21 protein-coding genes are annotated in these 22,812 nt (G+C 35.9%); 18 read left to right on the top strand and 3 right to left on the bottom strand.

Annotated elements, in window-relative coordinates:
- Positions 1-13 precede the first annotated feature (13 nt).
- Positions 14-1,147, top strand: a complete 1,134-nt coding sequence (locus J4P91_RS10345; RefSeq protein WP_207994031.1) for a BA2291 family sporulation histidine kinase — start codon at positions 14-16, stop codon at positions 1,145-1,147.
- Positions 1,148-1,186: 39 nt separating this feature from the next.
- Here the strand turns inward: J4P91_RS10345 and J4P91_RS10340 are convergent, their stop codons facing one another.
- Positions 1,187-1,936: a DUF4397 domain-containing protein gene (locus tag J4P91_RS10340; protein ID WP_207994030.1), complete on the bottom strand. Its 750-nt coding sequence runs from the start codon at positions 1,934-1,936 to the stop codon at positions 1,187-1,189.
- A gap of 183 nt (positions 1,937-2,119) precedes the next feature.
- On the opposite strand from J4P91_RS10340, the gene J4P91_RS10335 reads away from it, so the two are divergent.
- Positions 2,120-2,254: a YjcZ family sporulation protein gene (locus tag J4P91_RS10335; RefSeq protein ID WP_017149672.1), complete on the top strand. Its 135-nt coding sequence runs from the start codon at positions 2,120-2,122 to the stop codon at positions 2,252-2,254.
- A 528-nt stretch (positions 2,255-2,782) separates the two neighbouring features.
- Here J4P91_RS10335 and J4P91_RS10330 read toward each other — a convergent pair.
- Complete coding sequence (locus tag J4P91_RS10330; protein ID WP_207994029.1) at positions 2,783-3,886, bottom strand: ABC transporter ATP-binding protein; 1,104 nt, start codon at positions 3,884-3,886, stop codon at positions 2,783-2,785.
- Between the two features lie 103 nt (positions 3,887-3,989).
- Entirely contained in the window at positions 3,990-4,853 is an 864-nt protein-coding gene (locus J4P91_RS10325) for a PucR family transcriptional regulator (protein ID WP_207994028.1), read from the bottom strand.
- A 584-nt stretch (positions 4,854-5,437) separates the two neighbouring features.
- Here J4P91_RS10325 and J4P91_RS10320 point away from each other — a divergent pair.
- The 16 genes from J4P91_RS10320 (at position 5,438) to J4P91_RS10245 (ending at position 22,774) form a co-directional block, all read left to right on the top strand.
- Positions 5,438-6,688: an ABC transporter substrate-binding protein gene (locus tag J4P91_RS10320; protein ID WP_207994027.1), complete on the top strand. Its 1,251-nt coding sequence runs from the start codon at positions 5,438-5,440 to the stop codon at positions 6,686-6,688.
- Between the two features lie 60 nt (positions 6,689-6,748).
- The gene (locus J4P91_RS10315) at positions 6,749-7,693 is read left to right on the top strand and encodes a carbohydrate ABC transporter permease (protein WP_207994025.1); all 945 of its coding nucleotides are present in this window, start codon (positions 6,749-6,751) and stop codon (positions 7,691-7,693) included.
- A complete protein-coding gene (locus J4P91_RS10310; protein ID WP_207994151.1) occupies positions 7,686-8,519 on the top strand; it encodes a carbohydrate ABC transporter permease in 834 nt (277 codons plus the stop codon). Before J4P91_RS10315 ends, J4P91_RS10310 begins: the two co-directional genes overlap by 8 nt.
- Positions 8,520-8,545: 26 nt before the next feature.
- On the top strand, positions 8,546-9,811 hold the full coding sequence (locus tag J4P91_RS10305) for a Gfo/Idh/MocA family protein (RefSeq protein WP_207994024.1): 1,266 nt from the start codon (positions 8,546-8,548) through the stop codon (positions 9,809-9,811).
- Positions 9,812-9,944: 133 nt separating this feature from the next.
- Positions 9,945-10,664, top strand: a complete 720-nt coding sequence (locus J4P91_RS10300) for a GntR family transcriptional regulator (protein ID WP_207994023.1) — start codon at positions 9,945-9,947, stop codon at positions 10,662-10,664.
- A gap of 77 nt (positions 10,665-10,741) precedes the next feature.
- The gene (locus tag J4P91_RS10295; protein ID WP_207994022.1) at positions 10,742-11,929 is read left to right on the top strand and encodes an SIS domain-containing protein; all 1,188 of its coding nucleotides are present in this window, start codon (positions 10,742-10,744) and stop codon (positions 11,927-11,929) included.
- Between the two features lie 6 nt (positions 11,930-11,935).
- Positions 11,936-13,099 carry an N-acetylglucosamine-6-phosphate deacetylase gene (gene nagA / locus J4P91_RS10290; RefSeq protein WP_207994020.1) on the top strand — a complete coding sequence of 388 codons (1,164 nt, stop codon included), beginning with the start codon at positions 11,936-11,938 and terminating at the stop codon, positions 13,097-13,099.
- A gap of 4 nt (positions 13,100-13,103) precedes the next feature.
- A complete protein-coding gene (locus J4P91_RS10285; RefSeq protein WP_207994019.1) occupies positions 13,104-13,949 on the top strand; it encodes a tagatose-bisphosphate aldolase subunit GatY in 846 nt (281 codons plus the stop codon).
- A gap of 12 nt (positions 13,950-13,961) precedes the next feature.
- The gene (gene pfkB, locus J4P91_RS10280) at positions 13,962-14,885 is read left to right on the top strand and encodes a 1-phosphofructokinase (RefSeq protein ID WP_207994017.1); all 924 of its coding nucleotides are present in this window, start codon (positions 13,962-13,964) and stop codon (positions 14,883-14,885) included.
- Between the two features lie 19 nt (positions 14,886-14,904).
- The gene (locus tag J4P91_RS10275; RefSeq protein WP_207994015.1) at positions 14,905-15,849 is read left to right on the top strand and encodes an ROK family protein; all 945 of its coding nucleotides are present in this window, start codon (positions 14,905-14,907) and stop codon (positions 15,847-15,849) included.
- 526 nt (positions 15,850-16,375) lie between these two features.
- Positions 16,376-17,686 carry an aspartate aminotransferase family protein gene (locus tag J4P91_RS10270; RefSeq protein WP_207994013.1) on the top strand — a complete coding sequence of 437 codons (1,311 nt, stop codon included), beginning with the start codon at positions 16,376-16,378 and terminating at the stop codon, positions 17,684-17,686.
- Positions 17,683-18,381, top strand: coding sequence for an acetate CoA-transferase subunit alpha (atoD, locus tag J4P91_RS10265; RefSeq protein WP_207994012.1), 699 nt, complete (start codon positions 17,683-17,685; stop codon positions 18,379-18,381). The genes J4P91_RS10270 and atoD overlap by 4 nt, the downstream gene beginning before the upstream one ends.
- The gene (locus J4P91_RS10260; protein ID WP_207994011.1) at positions 18,366-19,028 is read left to right on the top strand and encodes a CoA transferase subunit B; all 663 of its coding nucleotides are present in this window, start codon (positions 18,366-18,368) and stop codon (positions 19,026-19,028) included. Before atoD ends, J4P91_RS10260 begins: the two co-directional genes overlap by 16 nt.
- A gap of 15 nt (positions 19,029-19,043) precedes the next feature.
- Positions 19,044-20,312, top strand: a complete 1,269-nt coding sequence (locus tag J4P91_RS10255; protein WP_207994010.1) for a peptidase — start codon at positions 19,044-19,046, stop codon at positions 20,310-20,312.
- Entirely contained in the window at positions 20,309-21,163 is an 855-nt protein-coding gene (gene ablB, locus J4P91_RS10250) for a putative beta-lysine N-acetyltransferase (protein ID WP_207994009.1), read from the top strand. Before J4P91_RS10255 ends, ablB begins: the two co-directional genes overlap by 4 nt.
- A 219-nt stretch (positions 21,164-21,382) precedes the next feature.
- Positions 21,383-22,774, top strand: a complete 1,392-nt coding sequence (locus tag J4P91_RS10245) for a sigma-54 interaction domain-containing protein (protein ID WP_207994007.1) — start codon at positions 21,383-21,385, stop codon at positions 22,772-22,774.
- Positions 22,775-22,812 lie beyond the last annotated feature (38 nt).

Genomic DNA, 22,812 nt, shown 5'->3' with positions numbered 1-22,812 from the left:
GGGTATACGTCGCATGGAAATGGAGGGAATGGGGGTTTTTCCAATCGATAAGGATATCAAAGAAGTATTTTGTTCGCACTTGAAAAACAACAGGCACCAATTCGTAGAGAACTGGAAAAACAAAATGATAATTTCCGAAAAAGATCCATTTAAGCAAGAAGTAGCTCGGAATGGAGAGGACTTATTAGAGTTAATCATTGAACTTATTATGGAAGATAAGGATATAGCTCAACTACAGCCGTTATGTGAAAAAATTGCAATTGAGCGAGCAGGGGCAGATGCTAATATTGGAGATTTTGTCTATAATGCGAATGTAGGAAGAAATGAACTATTTGAAGCAATGTGCGAATTAGATGTTAAAGCTCGGGAATTAAAACCAATTATGACAAAAATACATACTTGTTTTGACAAATTAATTTATTATACGGTTTTAAAATACTCGGAAATTATATCGAGAAATTTAGAGGAAAAACAGCAATATATAAATGAAACACATAAAGAAAGATTGACGATTTTAGGACAAATGTCAGCTAGTTTTGTTCACGAGTTTCGAAATCCATTAACCTCAATTATGGGGTTTGTGAAATTATTGAAATTAGATCATCCGAATTTATCATATTTAGATATTATTTCACACGAATTGGACCAATTAAACTTTCGTATTTCGCAATTTTTGCTTGTTTCAAAAAAAGAAATGTGGAATGAGTCTGAACGATTTTTGCTAAATGATTTGTTTCATGATATTATTCATTTCTTATATCCAAGTCTAGTTAATTCAAATGTTTTAATTGAAAAAAACTTACCGTGTCCTATTCCATTTGTGGGATACCGTAGTGAAGTGAGGCAAGTTTTCCTAAATATTTTAATGAACTCAATCGATGCTCTCGAAGTGATTAAAGAAGATCGTAAAATTATTATCGATGCATGTGAAGGTGAAGAGAGGATTCATATTGTTATTAAAAACAATGGACCAATGATTCCGGTAGAAAGTATTGAAACGATTTTTGAACCTTTTGTCACGACAAAGAAATTAGGAACGGGTATCGGTTTGTTTGTATGTAAACAAATTGTTGAAAAACATAACGGATCTATTACATGTCACTCTAATTCAGAATGGACAGAATTTCATATTTCGTTTCAAAAATAAATTAAAAAAGTCTACACCAAGAGAATGGTGTAGACTTTTTTAATTTGTAAGAACCACAGCTTCTAATTTGGGAGATTGATTCGAATAACCTACTAATGCAAATGTGTAAATTGTATTTGGTTCTACTTTTACATTAGGAATGGTTACAAGTACTTTTTTCGTATCGGCAAGAGAAATTTCAATATCAGCTGTTCCAGGGCTCACCTGTACATAATCTGTTATTTGTTTAAATAAGACATTTTCAAATAAATAATCGCCACCTTTTATTGATACGTGAACGGCAGGGGTATCTGGTGAAAAATGTGAAAATCTTATTTTTGCTTGACCAGATTGTAACGGAGTATTATCAAGCATTGGCTGCAATTGTATATGTGTATCGGTACCGATTGCTACAAGCGTATAAGAGCGGTTGCCCATCATCGGAACAAGTGCTGAGAAAATAGGTGATTCATTACCAACAGGAACGATATCAACCCGGTACTGTCCTTGAGTTAAGGACAAATAAGGGCTGTATTGTTTAAAAGCAATGTTTTTTACTACCTTCTGTCCGTTTACTAAAAAATCAACAACTGGTGTATGAGGAGATGCATGGAATATTCTCATATAGGATGGTAGTGCTGCTTCTTGAGAATCACGTTTTTCATACGCATGCACAAGTTTGGTAATCGCATTATGATATTTCATATATAATTCCATATATTTTTTTGGATTTGTATATTGATAGTAACGGGCAAGCTGTTCATATAGAGCGGCTTCTTGTCCATATTTTTCAATTTCAGATTGCGCCATATAAATTCCTCCTTTTTCATCACTATAACTATATGCGTCTTGGAAATGGGCTTATGCAAAAAAACTAGAGCTGAGCCAGGGATTTTTTGATTTATAGGCAAACACACATACAAAGTGATAGTTGTCCTACATAATTTATTAAGGAAAATTAATTTTTAAGTTATGGAGGGAGTGGAACAAATCATGTGGGGATATGGATATCCTGGTAGTTGCGGATATGGTTATAGTGGCGGAGGATGCGGCACAGGTTCTGGATTTGCATTGATAGTTGTATTGTTTATTCTACTCATTATTATCGGGGCAAGTTGCGTCCGTTAATAACGAATAAAGAGCGTCATGCTGAACTGGTTAATTATTTTTAATCGGTTCTTTCTTTTTTAGGTAAATTCGTATTCCAAATATCTGTTTGAACACAAGGACGTGCGATATTTTAACATAACTACACAAATGAAGAAGGTACAATAGATAAACTAATAATGGTAAAGGTAATCTGCAATTTGTACAATTAATTGTTAATTATGCATTTGAAAATTCATAATTCTATTGAATAGAAGCATGTGCAAGATTACATAAGATGGCATCTACCGAGCATTTGAAAAATCAGGTATTTATAAAATGAAACTTGAATCAGTTTTTGGGGGACTCTGAAAGTAGCAAGATAAAGAAGGAATAGCTAGAAAATGTTTAGGAAAATGGGAAAATAAGAGGAGCGTCAGCAATGATAAACAAAAAGGATGAAATATACTACTAGTAAAAAAATATTAAAAAGAATCTTCCTGGCCTTTCTTAGGTGAATGGTGAAGAATGGTCAGGAAGAAAAATAGTTTATAATTTAATCAAGTCTGTCTATTCATTACGTATACGCTGCTCTGTCTCAATATCGAAAAAGTGTGCTTTCGATAAACTAAACGCTAAAGGAAGTTTATCGGTAGCCTTAATTTCTGAACGAGCATTGATTCGTGCAACAAAACTTTGATTCGCAAGTCTTCCGTGAATCATCGTTTCAGCACCTAATAATTCAGCAACTTCAACTGTAATTTCGACAGTTGATTCAGGAGAAGATTGAAGAACAATTGGTTCATCATGAATATCTTCAGGGCGAATACCGAGTACGATATTTTTCCCGTTATAGCCTTTTTTCTGCAATACTTTTAATTGTCCATCAGGTACTTTAAAGCGAATATTTTCTATATGAAAATAGTTATCTTTTAATATTCCAGTAAAGAAATTCATAGCTGGAGAACCAATGAATCCGCCAACAAAAATGTTTTCAGGAGCATCATATACTTCTTTTGGAGTACCAACTTGCTGGATGAGCCCATCTTTCATAACAACGAGGCGTGATGCCATTGTCATTGCTTCTGTTTGGTCATGTGTTACATATATAGTGGTCGTATTTAAACGATGATGAAGTTTAGAAATTTCAGAACGCATGCTTACACGTAATTTTGCGTCTAAATTAGATAGAGGCTCGTCCATTAAAAACACTTTTGCATCACGAACGATAGCTCTTCCTAACGCAACACGTTGACGTTGTCCACCTGATAATGCCTTTGGTTTCCGTTTTAAGTAATCTTCAAGTCCTAAGATTTTTGCCGCATCTGTTACGCGGCGATTGATTTCATCTTTTGGAAGTTTGCGTAGTTTTAAGCCAAACGCCATATTATCAAAAACAGACATATGTGGATATAGTGCGTAATTTTGGAATACCATCGCAATGTCGCGGTCTTTTGGAGCGACATCATTCATAAGTTCCCCATCAATATAAAATAAGCCATCAGAAATATCTTCTAGACCCGCAATCATACGTAGAGTGGTTGATTTTCCACATCCAGAAGGACCAACAAATACGATGAATTCTTTATCTTGAATATGTAAATTAAAATCAGAAACAGCAGTCGTTTTATTGTCATACACTTTGAAAATATGATCTAACACAAGCTCTGCCAAGATTACTCACTCCCTTTTTTTGAATTAATTGAATTATAAGTTTTTTAAAAGGGTAGGTAAATTGGCAGGTTGCACAAAAAAAGTGAGAAGTTTTTATGCAAGTTTACGAGATATCCAAAGAAAGAAACGCCATATAAACTGCTACAGCACCTTCAAATGTTTTTATATTAATTCCCGTTTTTTCAATGAATTTATCAATTCGATACTGTAAGGTATTGCGGTGTAAATATAATTGTTTCGCTGCAAGTGAGACATTTAAATTATATTGGAAGAATACTTTAACACTATCTATTAGTTCTTTGTCATTTGAGATATGTGCTAATAATTGATTTGTGTACTTCTCTCTTTCTTCTTTCGGTAATGAGATCATTAATTGGTAAGAGAGTAGTTGTTCAATGTGTGTAATTTTTTTTGATAAATAGGGAGAAAGAAAAGAAAATAAATTTCGTTCCCACTGATACAGATGAGCAATTTCATTTGTTTGCGTATAGTGTCTTCCAATAAAAAAGGATAGAGATATAAAAAAATCTGTTTCTAATGTATCAAGAGCTGTTTGTAATATATATTCCGGTATATTTTCTTCTAAGATGAGGACACCATTTTGTGAAGTCTCCCATACTGTTGTAGTGGTGAAAGAAAACATAGATTGTAAAGCATCCTGAAATTCTTCACGTTCTACTATAGGCTTCGTTGTGAAAAAGTGTAAAAAACGAACAGATGTAATAGGGATATCCTTATTTTGATATAAAGCTTCATACCATAACTTTTCTTTTTCTGTTTCATAAAACGTATCGGTATGAAGGGGTGTTAAGATAGATGAAAGTAATTGACATTCCCGTTCATGTAAACGAGATTTACGAATCCCTACTTTTTTTCCTTCAACTAAAAACCAGTTATAATCCTCAGACAATATGGTTTCATTAATCTTTATATCTTTCCCATAATATGTTTTTAATTGTTGAATCATAGGAACACTCCTTGTCTTTTTATCAGTTAGGCTTCATCCTCCGCTATTTATTCATGAGGGTAAACTAAAACTTGATGGAAGGTGTTCTGTATTCTTTATTCATAGTCAACATCTATTAAATCTATATAGAAAGAATCTATGTTATAAAAGTAAACTGTCTCTTGTAGGTGATTTCGTTCATAGTTTTCATTTTGCCATAAATAGAAGCATATTGTTAAGATATAAATAAAAATTTACCAAAAATTCAGAAAAGTGTTGCGGAAGAAAAAGTTGTAATGGTATACTTCATAACAACTGGTAATGACAACATTATATCATGTTGAATTTTCTGTTTCTATAACAAATATATCAATGATAGTTTGTTGATTCAACTGGTAATGACATCATTATACCTAAGTGATAGAAAGGAACAAATGTTTCTTCTAAATCAAAACATTTAATTGGAAACGCTTTATTTAGGGGGAGGAAACGTTACTTGGTTTTACATAAACATCTTTTTGGAAAATCCAGTTTGTTAGTTCTACTAACCATTAGTGTGTAAGAAAAACATTAGTGGAATTTTTTACTATAGAGGGGGAAATGGGATGAAAAAGTGGCTGATCTTCTTTTTGTCAGCATTGCTATTTGCAGTAGCAGGATGTTCTAATGGTGGCGAAAAGGCAAGTACGTCATCTAAGGGAGAAAAAGTAGAGTTACGGTATGCACTTTGGGATAAGAAACAACTACCAGCAGTAGAAAAAGTAGTTCAACAATTTAATGAAAAACATCCAAATATTAAAGTGAAAATTGAATTAACATCGTATGGACAATATTTTCAGAAGCTTGAAACTGCAGCAACGGGAAATGCATTGCCAGATGTATTTTGGATGAATGGACCAAATATTGTGAAATATGCTTCTGGGAAAGTGCTGTTGCCTTTAGATGATAGAGCGAAAAAGGATAAGTATAAACTAGATAATTATCCGAAATCTTTAATTGATTTATATACAGTAGATAAGAAAACATATGGTATTCCGAAAGATTTTGATACAACTGCACTTTGGTACAACAAAAAGTTATTTGATGAAGCTGGAGTAGCGTATCCGGACGATTCATGGGATTGGGAAAAGATGAAAGAAGCAGCAAAAAAACTAAATAATAAGGAAAAAGGTGTTTGGGGATTTGCCGCAGCAATGGGAAATCAAGGTGGATATTACGATCTTATTTATCAAAATAAAGGGTATGTTCTTTCGAAAGATAAAAAAACAGTTGGATTTAATAAGCCAGAAGCAATTGAGGCATTTAATTATAATATTAGCTTTATTAAAGAAGGGTTATCACCAACGTTTGCCCAAATGACAGAGACAGCTGCTTCTGATTTATTCTTATCTGGTAAAGTGGCGATGATTTATGATGGTCCTTGGATGGTGCCAGAGTATAAGAAAAATCCGGATTTAAATGTTGCGGTTATGCCAAAAGGAAAAGAGCGAGCGGTAACAATTCATGGTTTAGCAAATGTAATTTCAGCGAAAACAAAATATCCAGATGCAGCTTGGGAATTTGTAAAGTACTTAGGTTCTAAAGAAGCAGCAGATGTGTTTGCAGAAACGGGGACGGTTATTCCTGCTTTTAACGGAACACAAGAAGCATGGGTGAAATCTGCTCCGAACTTGAATTTGCAGGCGTATATCACTGGAGTTGACTATTCGTATCCACTACCAAGTGTGAAGAATACTGGGGCACTATGGGAACAAGAAACAAAAACTTTAAAACGAGTATGGGGAGGAGAAGTGAGCGTTGAAGACGCGACAAAAGAATTAACAGAGAAAGCAAATGAAATCCTTTCTAAAAAATAAAAGATAAGGAGAGGTATTCTCTCCTTATCTCAAATCAAACATTCAGGGAGGAGTGAAGAGATGGAGGATTTATCGATCAAGGTAGGAGAACAAAAAGTTACACAAATACAAAAGAATTATAAAAAGAAAAAGAGACTCGATTATATATGGGCATATGCCATGATTGCTCCAACTATGTTAGGCCTGTTCATCTTTTATATGTGGCCCATTTTGCAAAACATTTATTTTAGTTTTACGGCATGGGATGCGTTTGGTAGTTATGAATGGATTGGATTAGAAAACTATAAAAAGATGTTTACTGATCAAGATCTAGGAAAGGCGTTCCAAAATACATTTATTTATATCATACTTACTGTTCCAATCGGTATATTCTTATCTATTATATTAGCGGTACTGTTAAATCAAAATATTAAAGGAAAGTCTTTTTATAGAACATTATATTTTTTACCTGTTATTACGATGCCTGCTGCAATCGCAATGGTATGGAAATGGCTCTATAATTCTGACTACGGATTACTAAATTACATATTATCATGGTTTGGAATTGATGGTCCGAATTGGCTTACTGATCCTAACATTGCTTTATATTCTATTATTATCGTTGCGATTTGGGGTGGAATTGGATATAACATGGTGATCTTTTTATCAGGACTTCAAAATATCCCTAAAACATACTATGAAGCAGCGATTATGGACGGAGCAAAACCGATTACGATTTTCTTTAAGATTACATTGCCACTTTTGTCACCAGTTATCTTCTTTGTAACGATTATGTCTTTAATTGGTGCATTTCAAGTATTCGATCTCATCTTTATGATGATTGGTAGAACAAGTAATGTAATTGAGAATACACAATCTGTAGTGTATTTATTTTATCAAAATGCTTTTATCTTAAATGAAAAAGGATATTCTGCAGCCATAGCAGTCGTATTATTAATCATTATATTAATCATTACAGCCATTCAAATGATATTACAGAAAAAGTGGGTGCATTATGATGAATAAAAGAATAGGTGCAGTTAATAAGAACACGATTATCATTCATGCGCTTCTTATTATAGGTGCTTTATTAACAATTGGCCCGTTTATTTGGATGATATTAACTTCTTTAAAGACATACGCAGAATCTGTTCAAGTGCCACCGGCTATTATCCCGTCTCAATTTATGTGGAGTAACTATACGGAAATATTTACTTTACTACCATTCTTTAAATTTATGATGAATACATTAATCGTTACAGTCGTTAGAACAGTTGGTCAATTGTTCTTGTGTTCATTAGCGGCCTATGCCTTTGCTAGAATACAATTCCCAGGGAGAAACATCCTGTTTTTGTTAACTCTTTCTGTTTTAATGGTTCCAGCTCAAGTGTTTTTACTCCCTCAATATTTAATTATGGTAAAACTAGAGTGGTTGAATACATTACAGGCGGTAATTGTGCCTGGGTTATTCAGTGCATTTGGGACCTTTTTATTACGTCAGTTTTTTATGGGGATTCCAAAGGAACTAGAAGAAGCGGCAAGACTAGATGGTTGCAACCATTTTCAAATTTATTGGCATGTTATGCTGCCGCTTGCCAAACCAGGTTTAATTGCGCTTGGAATCTTTACAACACTTTGGTCTTGGAATGAGCTTATGTGGCCAATGATTGTAAATAATTCACCAGATATGATGACTTTATCAGTTGGGTTATCTTCACTACAAGGACAATATGCAACAAACTACCCAGTATTAATGGCAGGATCATTTTTAGCAATTTTACCGATGTTGTTACTATTTATGTTTTTACAAAAACAATTTATTGAAGGAATTACAATTACAGGTGGAAAATAAGAATAAGAGAATAGGAGAGGATACTTATGATTACTGCAGCTTTAATTGGGGCAGGAAGCCGTGGGATGTACGCTTATGCATCTTACGCGTTAGAACATCCAGAGGAGATAAACTTTGTTGCTGTTGCAGAAATAGATGAGGGGAAAAGAAGAAAGTTTTCTCAAATGCACAGTATTGCAGAACATATGCAGTTTGAAACATGGGAAGAATTATTGGATAAAGAGAAATTTTGCGAAGCGCTGCTTATTTGTTCACCTGATCGCTTTCATTATAAGCCTGTTATGCGAGCAATTGAGAAGGGATATAAAATTTTATTAGAAAAACCAATGTCTCCAAGTCCGAGAGAAACATTGGAAATTGCAGAGGCTGCAACAAAGCATAATGCATTATTAACGGTATGTCATGTATTACGATATGCACCATTTTACCGAGCTTTAAAAGAGATTGTTGATCAAAAGAAAATAGGGGATATTGTTTCGATTCAATGGAATGAAAATGTCGGTCATTGGCATCAAGCGCATAGCTTCGTGCGAGGAAACTGGCGGAATAAGTCTGAATCGAGCTCAATGATTTTACAGAAATGTTGTCACGATATGGATATATTACAATGGCTTGTTGGTACAGAGTGTACAAAGATTTCATCTTTTGGAAGCTTGACTCATTTTAAATCCGAACATGCACCAAAAGGTTCGACATTACGTTGTACAGATGGTTGTGAAGTTGAGGGAAGCTGTGAATACTCTGCTTTAAAGTGGTATTTACATGAAAGAGATGAATGGCCAGCCAATGTAGTGTCGATTGATACTAGCATTGAGAAGAGATTAGAGGCTTTAAAAACCGGACCTTATGGCCGATGCGTGTACCATTGTGACAATGATGTTGTAGATCATCAAGTTGTCAATTTGTTGTTTGATAATGATGTAACAGTTGCTTTTACGATGTCTGCATTTACGAAAGAATGCTGCCGTACGTTTAAAATCATGGGAACAAACGGTGAGATTCATGGGCATGATGTTTTAAATGAACTAAAGATTAAATATTTTTCAGGTGAAGTTGAAACGATTTATCCAGAAACAATAGATGGTGGACATATGGGAGCAGACAATGCGATTATGACGGACTTCATTGAGAAAGTAAAAAGTAATACGACAGAAAGTTTAACATCTGCAATGATTTCGGCGAATAGTCATTTAATTGCTTTTGCTGCTGAACAATCGAGAATTTCAGGTGAAACAATCTCTTTACAACAATATGTAGCAGAATTGCAAGAGACAATGAAACAAGCGAAGTAAAGGTGTGGGAATCTTCTGGTATTAGGATGCTGCTTTGCTTTTTATATGAGAGAAAGTGGTAGTAATTCCTATTTCCATTCGTTATAATAGCCGTAAACTGGTTATAACAACTTTATGGATGAGGGAGTAAAACATGATTGTAAAAGATAATCGAACACCATTATATTATCAACTGATGGATATTATTGTAGACCTAATTGAGACTGGAAAACTACAAGAACATGATAAGCTTCCGTCAGAGCGTGAGTTATGTGAGATTCATGATGTAAGTAGAACAACGGTAAGACAGACGATGCAAGAGTTAGAAAAAGAAGGATATATTTATAAAAAACATGGTAAAGGAAGTTTTGTTTCACCACGTGTGTTTAATCAAAGTCTCGTTCGTTTTTATAGTTTCACAGAAGAAATGAAAAAGTTTGGGAAAGTGCCATCATCAAAAGTCGTATCCTTTACTATTATGAATTGCGACAAGAAAATAGCGAAAATTATGAACCTTGATTTTGAAGAAGAATTGTATCAAATTACAAGGTTAAGGTTAGCTGATCAAGAGCCGATGTTATTTGAAACATCGTATATTCCGGTGAAATTCTTCCCATATTTAACGAAAGAAGAGTTAGAAGAGACGCCGATGTACGAAATTTTCCGCACAAAATATCAAGTGCATATTACACGAGCAGTTGAAAATTTTAAAGCAATTGCAGCAAATGAAGATCATGCAAAATGGTTGCAAATTCAAGCGAATGAACCATCTTTATTGCTAGAGCGAATCGCATATGCAAAAGAAAATATAATGGAATATACAGAGACAATTGCTAGAGGGGATAAATTTACTTACACAGTTGAATTACAATAAGTATCATGATACTTATTGTAATTCAACTGGTAATGATGACGTGATAAGATATGAAATTATGTTAAGGGGGTTTGCACATGTTATTACATGCAAATGAAGAAATAAGAGAAACATACGGAGCGTGTTTTACCGCGAAAGAGATTGCACAGCAGCCAGATCTTTGGGAACAAGTATATTCGATTGTTCAAAGTAATCATCATGAAATTACAGCTTTCTTTTCCCATATTTCAAGAAGGCATGAGCAAGTACGAGTTATTTTTACTGGGGCTGGAACATCAGCCTTTGTTGGAGATACAATCGTTCCATATATAAAAAGAATAGTAGATGTAAAGAAAATGCATATTGAAAGTATTCCAACAACAAATATTGTTTCAAGTCCTTATTATTATTTACAACCAAATATCCCGACAATTTTAGTATCGTTTGCTCGCTCTGGTAATAGTCCAGAAAGTGTAGCGGCAGTGGAGTTAGCAGAACAAATGATTCATTCCGTTTACCATATTATTTTAACTTGTAATGAAGAAGGAAATTTAGCAAAACAATTTCAACATAAAGAGAATGCATTCGTAATGTATATGCCAAAGGAGGCAAATGATCGAGGGTTTGCGATGACAGGAAGTTTTACCTCTATGATGTTAACGGCACTCTTATTATGTAACTATAACGAAATCCCTCTCTTACAATCTAGCATTACAGATATTGTTCAGCTAGGAAAGAAGGTAATCGAAAAGCAAGAACAGGAAATTAAGCGTATCGCAGAAAAAGAATTTCGTAAAATTGTATTTTTAGGATCAGGCGTATTCGAAGGCCTTTCTAGGGAGGCTGCACTAAAATTTTTAGAGTTAACTGCTGGGCGTATTCCCGTTATGTTTGACACACCACTTGGGTTTAGACACGGACCAAAATCAATTTTAGATGAAGATACAGCTGTTGTATTGTTTTTATCTAATGATGAGTATACAAAAAAGTATGATCTTGATTTATTAAGAGAAATTTATCATGAGAAAGATAGAAACGATATTATTGTCATTGCGCATCAAGATAGCCAGGAAGTAAGGCAGTATTGCAATATATTTTTATGCAATGACGGAAACGATTTGAGGGATGATATATATATTACGTTTATTTATATATTATATGGTCAAATTTTAGCGTTATATAAATCTATTGCATTAGGAATTACTCCAGATAATCCTTGCCCGAGCGGAAGTGTAAATCGTGTCGTTCAAGGTGTTACCGTACATCCTTATAAAGGAAAGGAATAGAAATGTATGAATTATTATGTCAAAGCATCAATGTATCTACTCGAAGATGGGGTACGTGAAAGTGGATATTTACATATTGTAAATGGCTATTTTCTAAAACATGTTGAAGAAATAGTAGATGGAGTAGTGGTAAGGGACTTTGAAGGAAGTATTATTGCTCCGGGATTTGTTGATACACATATTCATGGTTTAGCGGGACACGATGTAATGGATGGTACATATGAATCGTTAAACAATATTTCTATGAAGTTATTGGAAAATGGTGTTACGAGTTTTTTGCCTACAACATTAACTGATTCCTTAGAAAATACTACAAAGGCTTTACAAAATATAGCTCATGCAAAAAGAAAGGGAGTTGCAGGAGCTACTATTATTGGAGCTTTTCTTGAAGGACCTTGTTTTACTGAAGTCTATAAAGGTGCGCAAAATCCAAAATATTTTATTAATCCAACTATTGAGTTGTTAGAAGAGTGGATTGCTGAATCAGAAGGAACAGTTAAAAAAATTGCAATGGCACCAGAAAGAGAAGGTGCTATCGCCTTTATACAGCAAGCTGTAAAAAATAATATTCGCGTGGCAATTGGTCATACAGATGCGAACTATGAAGTGTGTCAGGAAGCGATTCAAGCAGGAGCGACAATCTTTGTGCATACGTTTAATGGAATGAAGGGGCTACATCATCGTGAACCTGGCGTTGTTGGAGCTGCACTTTCTACTGACCATGTGTACAGTGAAATCATCGTAGACGGACATCATGTACATCCAAGTGCAGTAAATATTTTGTATAAATGTAAAGGATACGATAAAACCTGTCTAGTTAGTGATTGCATGCGAGCAGGATTATTAGGAGATGGCATATATCATTTAGGAGAATTTGCTGTTCATGTAAAAGATGGAGTTGCGCGAACAGAAACAGGATCTTTAGCAGGGGGCACACTTCGATTTATTGATGGTGTGAAGAATATCAAGAAATGGACAAATGCATCGTTATGGGAAAGTGTTCATATGGGATCACTTATTCCTGCCAAAAGTATTGGAGTTGACAGAGAAATTGGGAGCATCGCGCCAGGAAAAAGAGCAGATTTTCTTATATTAACAGACGATTTAGAGCTTATCGGAACAGTTGTTAGAGGGGAAATGAAATATAAAAAGAAAATGGAAAGGGTTTGAGAATATGCTTGTTTCAACTCAATTTATATTACGAAATGCACAAGAACATGGCTACGCGGTTCCTGCTTTTAATATTCATAACTTAGAAACTTTAAAAGCGGTAGTTGAAACCGCGGTAGAACTTCGATCACCTGTTATTATCGCGGCAACACCAGGTACGATAAAGTATATGGGAAAAGAAATTCTTGTGAATATGATTGAAGCGGCAAGAACGCGATATGATGTACCAATTAGCCTACATTTGGATCATCATGAAGATATAGAAGATATTAAAAGTTGTATCGATTTAGGAGTTCGCTCTGCTATGATTGATGCATCACATCATTCGTTTGAAAGTAATATTCAGATTGTTCAGGAAGTTGTGTTGTATGCAAAACAATATGGAGCAACAGTAGAAGCTGAATTAGGTCAATTATCAGGAATAGAAGAAAATATAGTAGTAGAAAACTCAATCTACACAGATCCATATCAAGCAAAAGAATTTGTAGAGCGCACGAATATTGATTCATTAGCAGTTGCAATCGGAACAGCGCATGGTTTATATAAAGGAGAACCAAAGTTAGATTTACAAAGATTAGCAAATATTCAAAAGCAAGTTGATATTCCACTTGTACTTCATGGAGCATCTGGATTATCTGATAGTTTAGTGCAAGAAACAATCCGGTTAGGAATTTGTAAAGTGAATATCGCAACGGAATTGAAAATTGCATTTGTAACAGCACTACGTAATTACCTACAAACTCATCCAGAAGAAAATGATCCACGAAAATACTTTGCGGATGCTATTGTGAAAATGAAAAAAGTCGTTGCGGATAAAATAAAGATGTGCAAAAGCTTGAATCGTGTATAAGGAGCTATTCTTATGATTGCAACGATTACATTGAATCCATCTGTTGATATGCGATATGAGTTAGATGAATTAAAGCTACATGAAGTGCATCGCACGAAAGACTATGAAAAAACAGCTGGCGGCAAAGGCATTAATGTATCGAGAGTACTTCGTTTATTAGGGGAAGAGATTACAGGCAGTGGCCTACTCGGTGGCAGAAATGGCGATTTTATAAGAGAACAGTTGAAAGAACTATTAATCACAGACGAGTTTGTTTCCATTAAAGAAGAAACTCGTAATTGTTTTGCACTAGTAACAAAGAATTCCGCTTCGGCTACAGAAGTATTAGAAGCAGGTCCAGCTATTTCGGAAGATGAAATAGCTCTTTTTATAAAAAAATATGAAAAAATTGTAGACAACTTTGAGTTTATTGTTGCATCGGGAAGCTTACCAAATGGTATTCCAAAATCATTTTATAAACAGTTGGCGCAAAAAGCTGCTGAAAATGGTAGGAAATTTATATTAGATACAAGTGGAGAAACATTATCTCATGGTATACAAGGAAAGCCATTTTTAATTAAACCAAACAAGCAAGAGATTTGTCAGTTCCTTCAAAAACAGCACGTATCACAGGAAGAAATGGTCGCAGCGGCAACTAGAATATGCCGGGGCGGCGTACAGTATGTTCTTCTTTCACTTGGAAAAGAAGGAGCGATACTTATAACGAAAGATGAGAGATTTAGGACAATTTTTCCAGAAATAGACGCTATCAATTCGGTTGGTTCAGGGGATGCAATGGTTGCCGGAATAACGTATGCACTCGCGAAAGGGTATGAGGTAAAGGATGCACTTCGATTTTCGGCTGCTTGTGGCATGGCGAATGCAGCAGAGCAAGCAACCGGTTATATACAACCTCAAATTGTAGAGAAGTTCTATAACGAAATTACAATTGTATAAGAGTAGGAAGGGGAGAAAGATGGGGAAAAACTTCGCTTGTTTTGATATTGGGGGAACATTTATTAAATATGCGATGATTGATGAACAAGGAACAATATATGAAAAAGGAAAAATACAAACACCAGCACACAATCAAAAAAACGAAATTTTGCAACGTATTTGTGACACAATACATGAATTAGAGAAGAACTATACGATTCATTCTGTTGGGGTATCGTCATGTGGACTGATTGACAATGAAAGAGGAGAAGTTATATTCTCTGCCAATATTCCGGGGTATAGTGGCACGAACATAACAGATTCTATTTATAGAGAAACTGGTTATACAGCAACTGTTGAAAACGACGTTCGTTCAGCTTGCATTGGTGAAATGTGGAAAGGAGCAGGTAGCGGAAAAGAACATATTGTTTTAATTACGCTTGGGACAGGGATCGGTAGCGGCATTATTATAAATGGTCAAATGCTTCAAGGAGCAAATGGATTAGCTGGAGAGCTTGGTCATATGACAATTGTTCATAATGGAGAAGAATGTAGTTGCGGCGGGAAAGGGTGTTATGAACGATATGCATCGACTTCTGCACTGATTCGTCAATATAAAGAAGCAGCCAGGTTACAAGGAATAGAGATGGACACAATAACAGGAGAAGAAATTATAGAACGCATAAATAGCGGAGAGCAATTAGCTAAAGATGTATATGAACAGTTTTTGCAGTATGTCATCACTGGATTAGTGAATATTACACATATGTTGAATCCCGAATTAATTATTATTGGGGGCGGGATCGCTGAACAAGGTGAATTATTTTTAAAGCAAATTCAAAAAAGATTCCAACATGCGGTAATGAATATCTATCAAAAAAAGACGAATATTGTGTTAGCAGCATTACATAATGATGCAGGGGTGTATGGGGCTTGTTACTTAGCGCTTAATCGGTTGGAGAAAGAGCATTTGAATGTAAATTGAAGAATGCAAGAAAGAGAACTCGTACAGAACATTAGTACAATGTAATAAAAGTAACTTTTCCATAGCAACAAGCAGATGGCGAGACTCTAAAAAATAGACATTTGAAAGAAACCCTCCTATAATTACTCGACCAAAAGGAGGGTCTCTTCTTCGAAAAATTTGTCTAAATTTGTTTGAAAATATGACAGATAAACTAAATGAATAGGAAGGAAATTGACGGGAGTTTCGTCGAAGTTTACACAATGTCAGCAATTGAAAGAAGCTGATAGTATGGTAAGAAAATAATTAGTTTGTATGTTTGTAGGCTTATTTTTTATAGGAGAGGAGGATTTTTTAAGAGGGGTAAAGGTTTGGTCCTTTGTTGCATTTCTGAATTTTCACTTTTTATTTTAGTTTTTAGCACTCATTTGTATATTTTATAATAGTTTTTTGATAAATTCACTGCACTTGCAGAGGATTCTTTTTTATGAAAGAAACGTCAATTTTCTTCATATATATATACAAATTGGAGAAATGGGGGAGCGCTATGCGCGATTACTTAATTAAGCCACTTGTTGGTCAGCCGTATCCGATGATTTCGCATGGAAAAGGTGTGTATTTGTATGATCAAAATGGCAATAAATATTTTGATGGTTCGTCAGGAGCGATTACGGCAGGTATCGGACATGGCGTAACAGAGATTGCGGAAGTGATTAAAAAGCAGGCAGAGGAGATTGCTTTTGTGTATCGCTCACAGTTTACGAGTGAGCCAGCTGAGAAGTTAGCAAAGAAGTTAAGTGATTTAAGTGTAGGAGATTTGAACTGGAGTTTTTTCGTAAATAGTGGTACGGAAGCGAATGAAACGGCTATGAAAATCGCGATTCAACATTTTCAAGAGCGCGGTATTCAAGGGAAACATAAAATTTTGTCGCGCTGGATGAGTTATCACGGTATTACGATGGGCGCTTTATCAATGTCGGGGCATCCACTACGTCGTCAGCGATTTGTGTCTATTTTAGAAGATTACCCAACTGTACCAGCGCCGTATTGTTTCCGTTGTCCGGTGCAGAAAGTGTATCCAACTTGTCAGCTTTCTTGTGCGACTGAGCTAGAACGATCAATTGAGCGGATTGGTGCAGAACATATTGCAGCTTTTATAGCTGAACCAATTATCGGTGCTGCGGGCGGTGCAGTTGTACCACCGAAAGAATATTATAAAGTGATTAAAGATATTTGTAGCCATTATGATATTTTATTTATTGCCGATGAGGTTATGACAGGTCTTGGGCGTACAGGTGCATGGTTTGCGATGGAGCACTGGGGCGTGGAACCAGACATCATGACGCTTGGAAAAGGACTAGGTGCAGGTTATACACCGATGGCCGCGACGGTTGTGAGTGACCGTGTGATGGAACCGATTTTACGAGGATCACGTTCAGTTATGAGTGGTCATACGCTAAGTGCCAATCCTTTATCGGCAGCGACAGCCTTAGCGGTTATTGAATATATGGAGAAACATAATTTACCTGAAAAAACAGCTGAAAAAGGAGAATATTTAATAAAAGGGTTGCAGAAAGTTCAGCAGCAATCGACAATTATTGCCGATGTGCGCGGAAAAGGATTCCTGATTGGAGTAGAATTGCAACCGTTTACAAAAGCGTCTGAGCTCATTTCAGTCGCGGCGAAAAATGGACTTCTTTTATATCAAGCTGTATCAGGCCAAGCAGGAAAAGAGGATAGTGCACTGCTTGTTGCACCGCCGATGACAACTACATATTCTGAGTTAGATGAATTACTTGAGATTTTTGCGAAAAGCGTGGAAGAGATGATGCAAAAAGGAGGGCATAGTATCGCATGACAACTATCACAAATACATTCGGCAAATTAAAAGCAATTGACGAAGTTATTTCGTTTTTTCATGATGATATGACGTTAATGTTTGGAGGATTTGGCGGGATTGGGTCTCCTCCATCATTAATACAGGCCATTGTAGAAAAAGGAATTTCAAACTTACATTTAATCGGAAATGATACAGGGTTTCCGGATGTAGGGATCGGCCGCCTCGTAACAAAAGAACGAGTGAAATCATTAATTACTTCTCATATTGGTTCAAATCCAAATGCGGGAAGACAATTAAATGAAGGACGATTACAGATCGAGTTTTCACCTCAAGGAACGCTAGCAGAGCGCATTCGTGCAGGTGGTGTAGGACTCGGCGGAATTCTTGTCGATGTCGGTGTCGATACGATTGTGGAGGAAGGAAAGCGAACAGTCGAAATGAATGGGAAAACATATTTAGTGGAACCGGCTTTAACTGCAGAAGTATCGATTGTATATGCGAAAAAGGCGGATCCGTTTGGGAATCTTGTGTTTGATAAGAGTGCTCGTAACATGAATCCACATGTAGCGATGGCTGGAGATATTACAATTGTTGAGGCAGAAGAAATCGTACCACTCGGAAGTTTAGATCCTGAGGAAATTATTGTTCCAGGTGTTTTTGTAAATTATATTGTGCCGTCGGAAGGAGTGAATTGGAAATGGGTATGGGAGTAGAGGTGCGAGATAAGATAGCAAGGCGTGCTGCGAAAGAGATTCAAAATGGAATGATTGTAAATTTAGGGATTGGGATCCCTTCTCTTGTACCTAACCATTTGCCTGAAGATATGCATGTTATGTTCCAGGCGGAAAATGGTATCGTTGGAATGGGTCCAACGCCAAGTAAAGGAAGCGAAGATGAAAACTTATGTAATGCGGCTGGGTTGCCGACGTCACTCATTACAGGAGCAAGTTATTTTGATAGCTGCACAGCATTTGGAATGATTCGAAAAGGATTGCTTGATATAACAATACTTGGTTCACTGCAAGTAAGTGAGAAAGGAGATTTAGCAAATTGGATTGTTCCAGGGAAACGGGTTCCTGGTATTGGCGGAGCGATGGATTTAGCGCAGAAAGCAAAGCGGGTCGTTGTTGTGATGAACCACGTTGATAAGTATGGGAATGCAAAAGTTGTTTCAGAATGTACGCTTCCATTAACATCGAAAAGGTGTGTGGATTTAATTATTACGGATATGGCTGTAATGGAAGTTACTTCTGAAGGTTTAATACTACAAGAATTAATGAGCCCTTACACAGTTGCGGATGTAAAACAACATACGGAGGCATCTTTTCATGTAAGTTCTAATTTACTTGTGATTGAATGAGAGGAGCTAACAAATATGGAGCAATTAAAAAAACAAGTATGTGATTATATTGAAAGTCATGAAGGAGAAAGTGTAAAGCTCTTAACACGATTAATTCAAGAAAAGAGTGTATCAGGTAATGAGAGCGGCGCGCAAGCAATTGTTATTGAAAAATTACGTGAGTTAGGCTTAGACCTCGATATTTGGGAACCTTCTTTTACAAAGATGAAAGATCATCCTTATTTTGTATCGCCAAGAACGAATTTTTCGGATAGCCCCAATGTTGTGGCGACGTTAAAAGGAAGTGGCGATGGAAAATCGATGATTTTAAATGGTCACATTGATGTTGTACCAGAAGGTGATGTAAATCAATGGGAGCACCACCCTTATAGTGGTGAAAAAGTAGGGGATCGCATATACGGTCGTGGAACAACGGATATGAAGGGCGGAAATGTGTCTCTTATGCTGGCAATGGAAGCAATTGTTGAACTGGGTATTGAATTAAAAGGAGATATTCATTTTCAAAGTGTAATAGAAGAAGAGAGTGGTGGGGCAGGTACGTTAGCAGCGATTTTAAGAGGCTATAAGGCGGATGGTGTTATTATTCCAGAACCGACAAATATGAAATTTTTCCCGAAACAGCAAGGTTCAATGTGGTTTCGCCTACATGTGAAAGGAAAAGCAGCACATGGTGGTACACGTTACGAGGGAGTTAGTGCAATTGAAAAGAGTATGTTTGTCGTTGAACATTTGAGAAAACTAGAACAGAAAAGAAATGAACGAATTATAGATCCATTATACAAAGGAATTCCAATCCCAATTCCAATCAATGTTGGGAAAATTGAAGGTGGTAGCTGGCCAAGTTCTGTGCCAGATTCGTTAATTTTAGAAGGAAGATGTGGAATTGCGCCGAATGAGACTATAGAGGCGGCAAAAGAAGAATTTGAAAATTGGATAGGGGAATTAAAGAATGTAGATCCATGGTTTAAAGAATATCCAGTAGTAGTAGAATGGTTTGGAGCAAGGTGGGTTCCAGGTGAATTAGAAAAGGATCATGCACTTATTACAACACTTCAAGATAATTTTGCTCAAATTGAAGGCAGAAGTCCAATTATAGAAGCATCACCATGGGGAACAGATGGGGGATTATTTACACAAATCGCTGATGTACCAACTATAGTATTTGGGCCAGGAGAGACAAAAGTAGCCCACTATCCAAATGAATACATTGAAGTGGATAAAATGATTGCCGCAGCAAAAATTATTGCATGTACATTACTAGACTGGTGTGAGGTGAAAAAATGAAATATTATGAATCATTTAAAGAACAGACGAACCATTATACTGTAGAAGGAGCGTTAGATTATTTTAATAAACGTATCAGGGTAGATCATTATACAGGAAATGTAGAAAGTCTCATGCACAAAATAGAAGAGTTAGCAGAGAAGCATTCTTTCACCAAATGTATTATAAAAGGAAAGGGAGAGCATGTTTCGGCGTGGCTCTCTTTTGGCTTTTTATTAGAAGCGACGATTCCTCATTATTTTCAAGGACATGATGCATACTTTCTTGTAAAATACCGTGATGATGAAAGACGGAATAGTATCCAGTGGATTGATGAGGACCACATTATAAATGGTGTAAGAGAAAAGGAAGTAAAGGAGAAACAAATTCCTGAGAAATTTGTCTTACGGAAAGCGACAGAAGCAGACGCGGAAGAATTGGCAGGTGTATTCGGGAAAGTGTTTGAAATTTATCCGACACCGCTAAATGAAGCGGACTATATCATTAAGACAATGAAGGAAGATACAATTTATTATGTGTATGAATCAGAGGGCCGCATTATTAGTACTGCTTCAGCGGAGATGAATGTGAAAGAAGGTAATGCGGAATTAACGAATTGTGCAACTTTACCTGAATATCGAAAACATGGATTTATGAAAAGTCTACTCATCAAGTTAGAAGAAGAATTACAAGAGAGAGCAATCTTTTGTTCTTACACAATCGCACGTTCGCTTTCATTTGGCATGAACGCAGCTTTTCATCAGCTGGGATACAAATACACAGGTAGACTAGCAAATAATTGTTATATTTTTGATAAATTAGAAGATATGAATGTATGGGTGAAAGATTTATCCCACATTAACAGGAAGTAAGAGCTTCGTCATACAAAATTAGAATGCTCGATTGTTGCGGGATAACCATCAGTGGGGGATGAAGCCCCACTGATTAAAGTTTCACTTTATCACTTATTAGTTGAAAAATAATGATATGAAATAAATAGAAAAATAGAACGGAATCGTAATGCTTATAATCGCACACAGGGATGCCGAAAATCTGGCATATAAATTGCTGGATTTTTGGCAAGAGGGGGGATGACATTGCTGGCAGTTTCGACACAAGAAGTCATTGAAGCGATTTTGGGCAGTATTGATGAAGCTATTCATGCGGTGGATGAAAATGGTATTACAATTTTTTATAATACTGTTGCTGCAAAACATGATGGATCAAAGATTGAGAATGTATTAGGGAAGCATTTATTAGAAGCATTCCCGTCTTTATCAAGAGAAACGAGTACACTTATGAAAGTTTTAGATACAAAAAAGCCGATTTTGCATCAAGTACAGCGGTATCAAAATTTAAACGGTGAAGACGTATGTACTGTAAATACTACATTACCTATCTTTATAGAAGATAAAATTGCAGGTGCTGTTGAAATCGCAAAAGATTATTCGACGATTCAAAAATTAACAGATACCATTGTCGATTTACAATCAAAAATGAAGCGATCTTCTAGGAAGAAGTTAATAAAAAAACACGTTGCCTTTAATACAATTGTGACGGATGATTCGCGCTTTAAACAAACGAAAGATTTGGCACAAAAGGTAGCTCCAACAGACGCAAATGTTTTAATTTACGGAGAGACAGGGACTGGAAAAGAATTATTTGTACAAGCGATTCATGAGGCTTCAAAACGGAAAAACAAACCGTTTATTGCCCAAAACTGTGCAGCTCTTCCGGAATCTCTTTTAGAGAGTTTATTATTTGGAACAACAAAAGGTAGTTATACAGGCGCTATTGAGCGCGCGGGGTTATTTGAACTTGCAGATGGAGGGACATTATTTTTAGATGAATTAAATTCGATGCCCCTTGATCTGCAAGCAAAAATGCTTCGAGCATTAGAAGATGGAGTGATTCGTCGCATAGGTGATAGTAAGACGAGAAAAGTCAATGTTCGTGTGATTACGGCGATGAATCAACCTCCAGAAGTATGTTTACGTGAAAATAAAATTCGGACTGATTTATATTATCGTTTAAATGTATTTTCGTTATATATTCCACCGCTTCGTGAGCGAAAAGAAGATGTATTATTGTTAGCGTCTTATTTTTTAAAAGACTATAACAAAGAATATAAAAAACAGGTACTCTATATGGATAACGAGACGAAAGAAAGGTTACTCGCGTATCATTGGCCTGGAAATGTAAGAGAGTTAAAACATACCATTGAACACGCTGTTATTATTGCAGAAGGAAGTTCATTAACGGTTAGTTGTTTACCAAGAACATTTCGAAAAGAAGTAGATTCAAAGAAAAAGAAGAAATGTATTCTCCCGTTACGTGAAGCACTTAATCAAACAGAAAAAGAATTAATTGATCGAGCGCTAACGGAAACAGATGGGAATATTTTGCAAGCTGCTAAATTACTAGGTATTCCAAGACAAACATTGCAATATAAATTAAATAAGTATGACAAAACCGCCGAATAATCGGCGGTTTTTGTGTGTTTACACCAATAAAAGAGCGT

Source organism: Bacillus sp. XF8, assembly GCF_017498755.1.
Classification (GTDB): Bacteria; Bacillota; Bacilli; order Bacillales; family Bacillaceae_G; genus Bacillus_A; species Bacillus_A bingmayongensis.
Note: the sequence above shows the minus strand (reverse complement) of the source record. Positions and strands in the feature narration are given on the sequence as shown.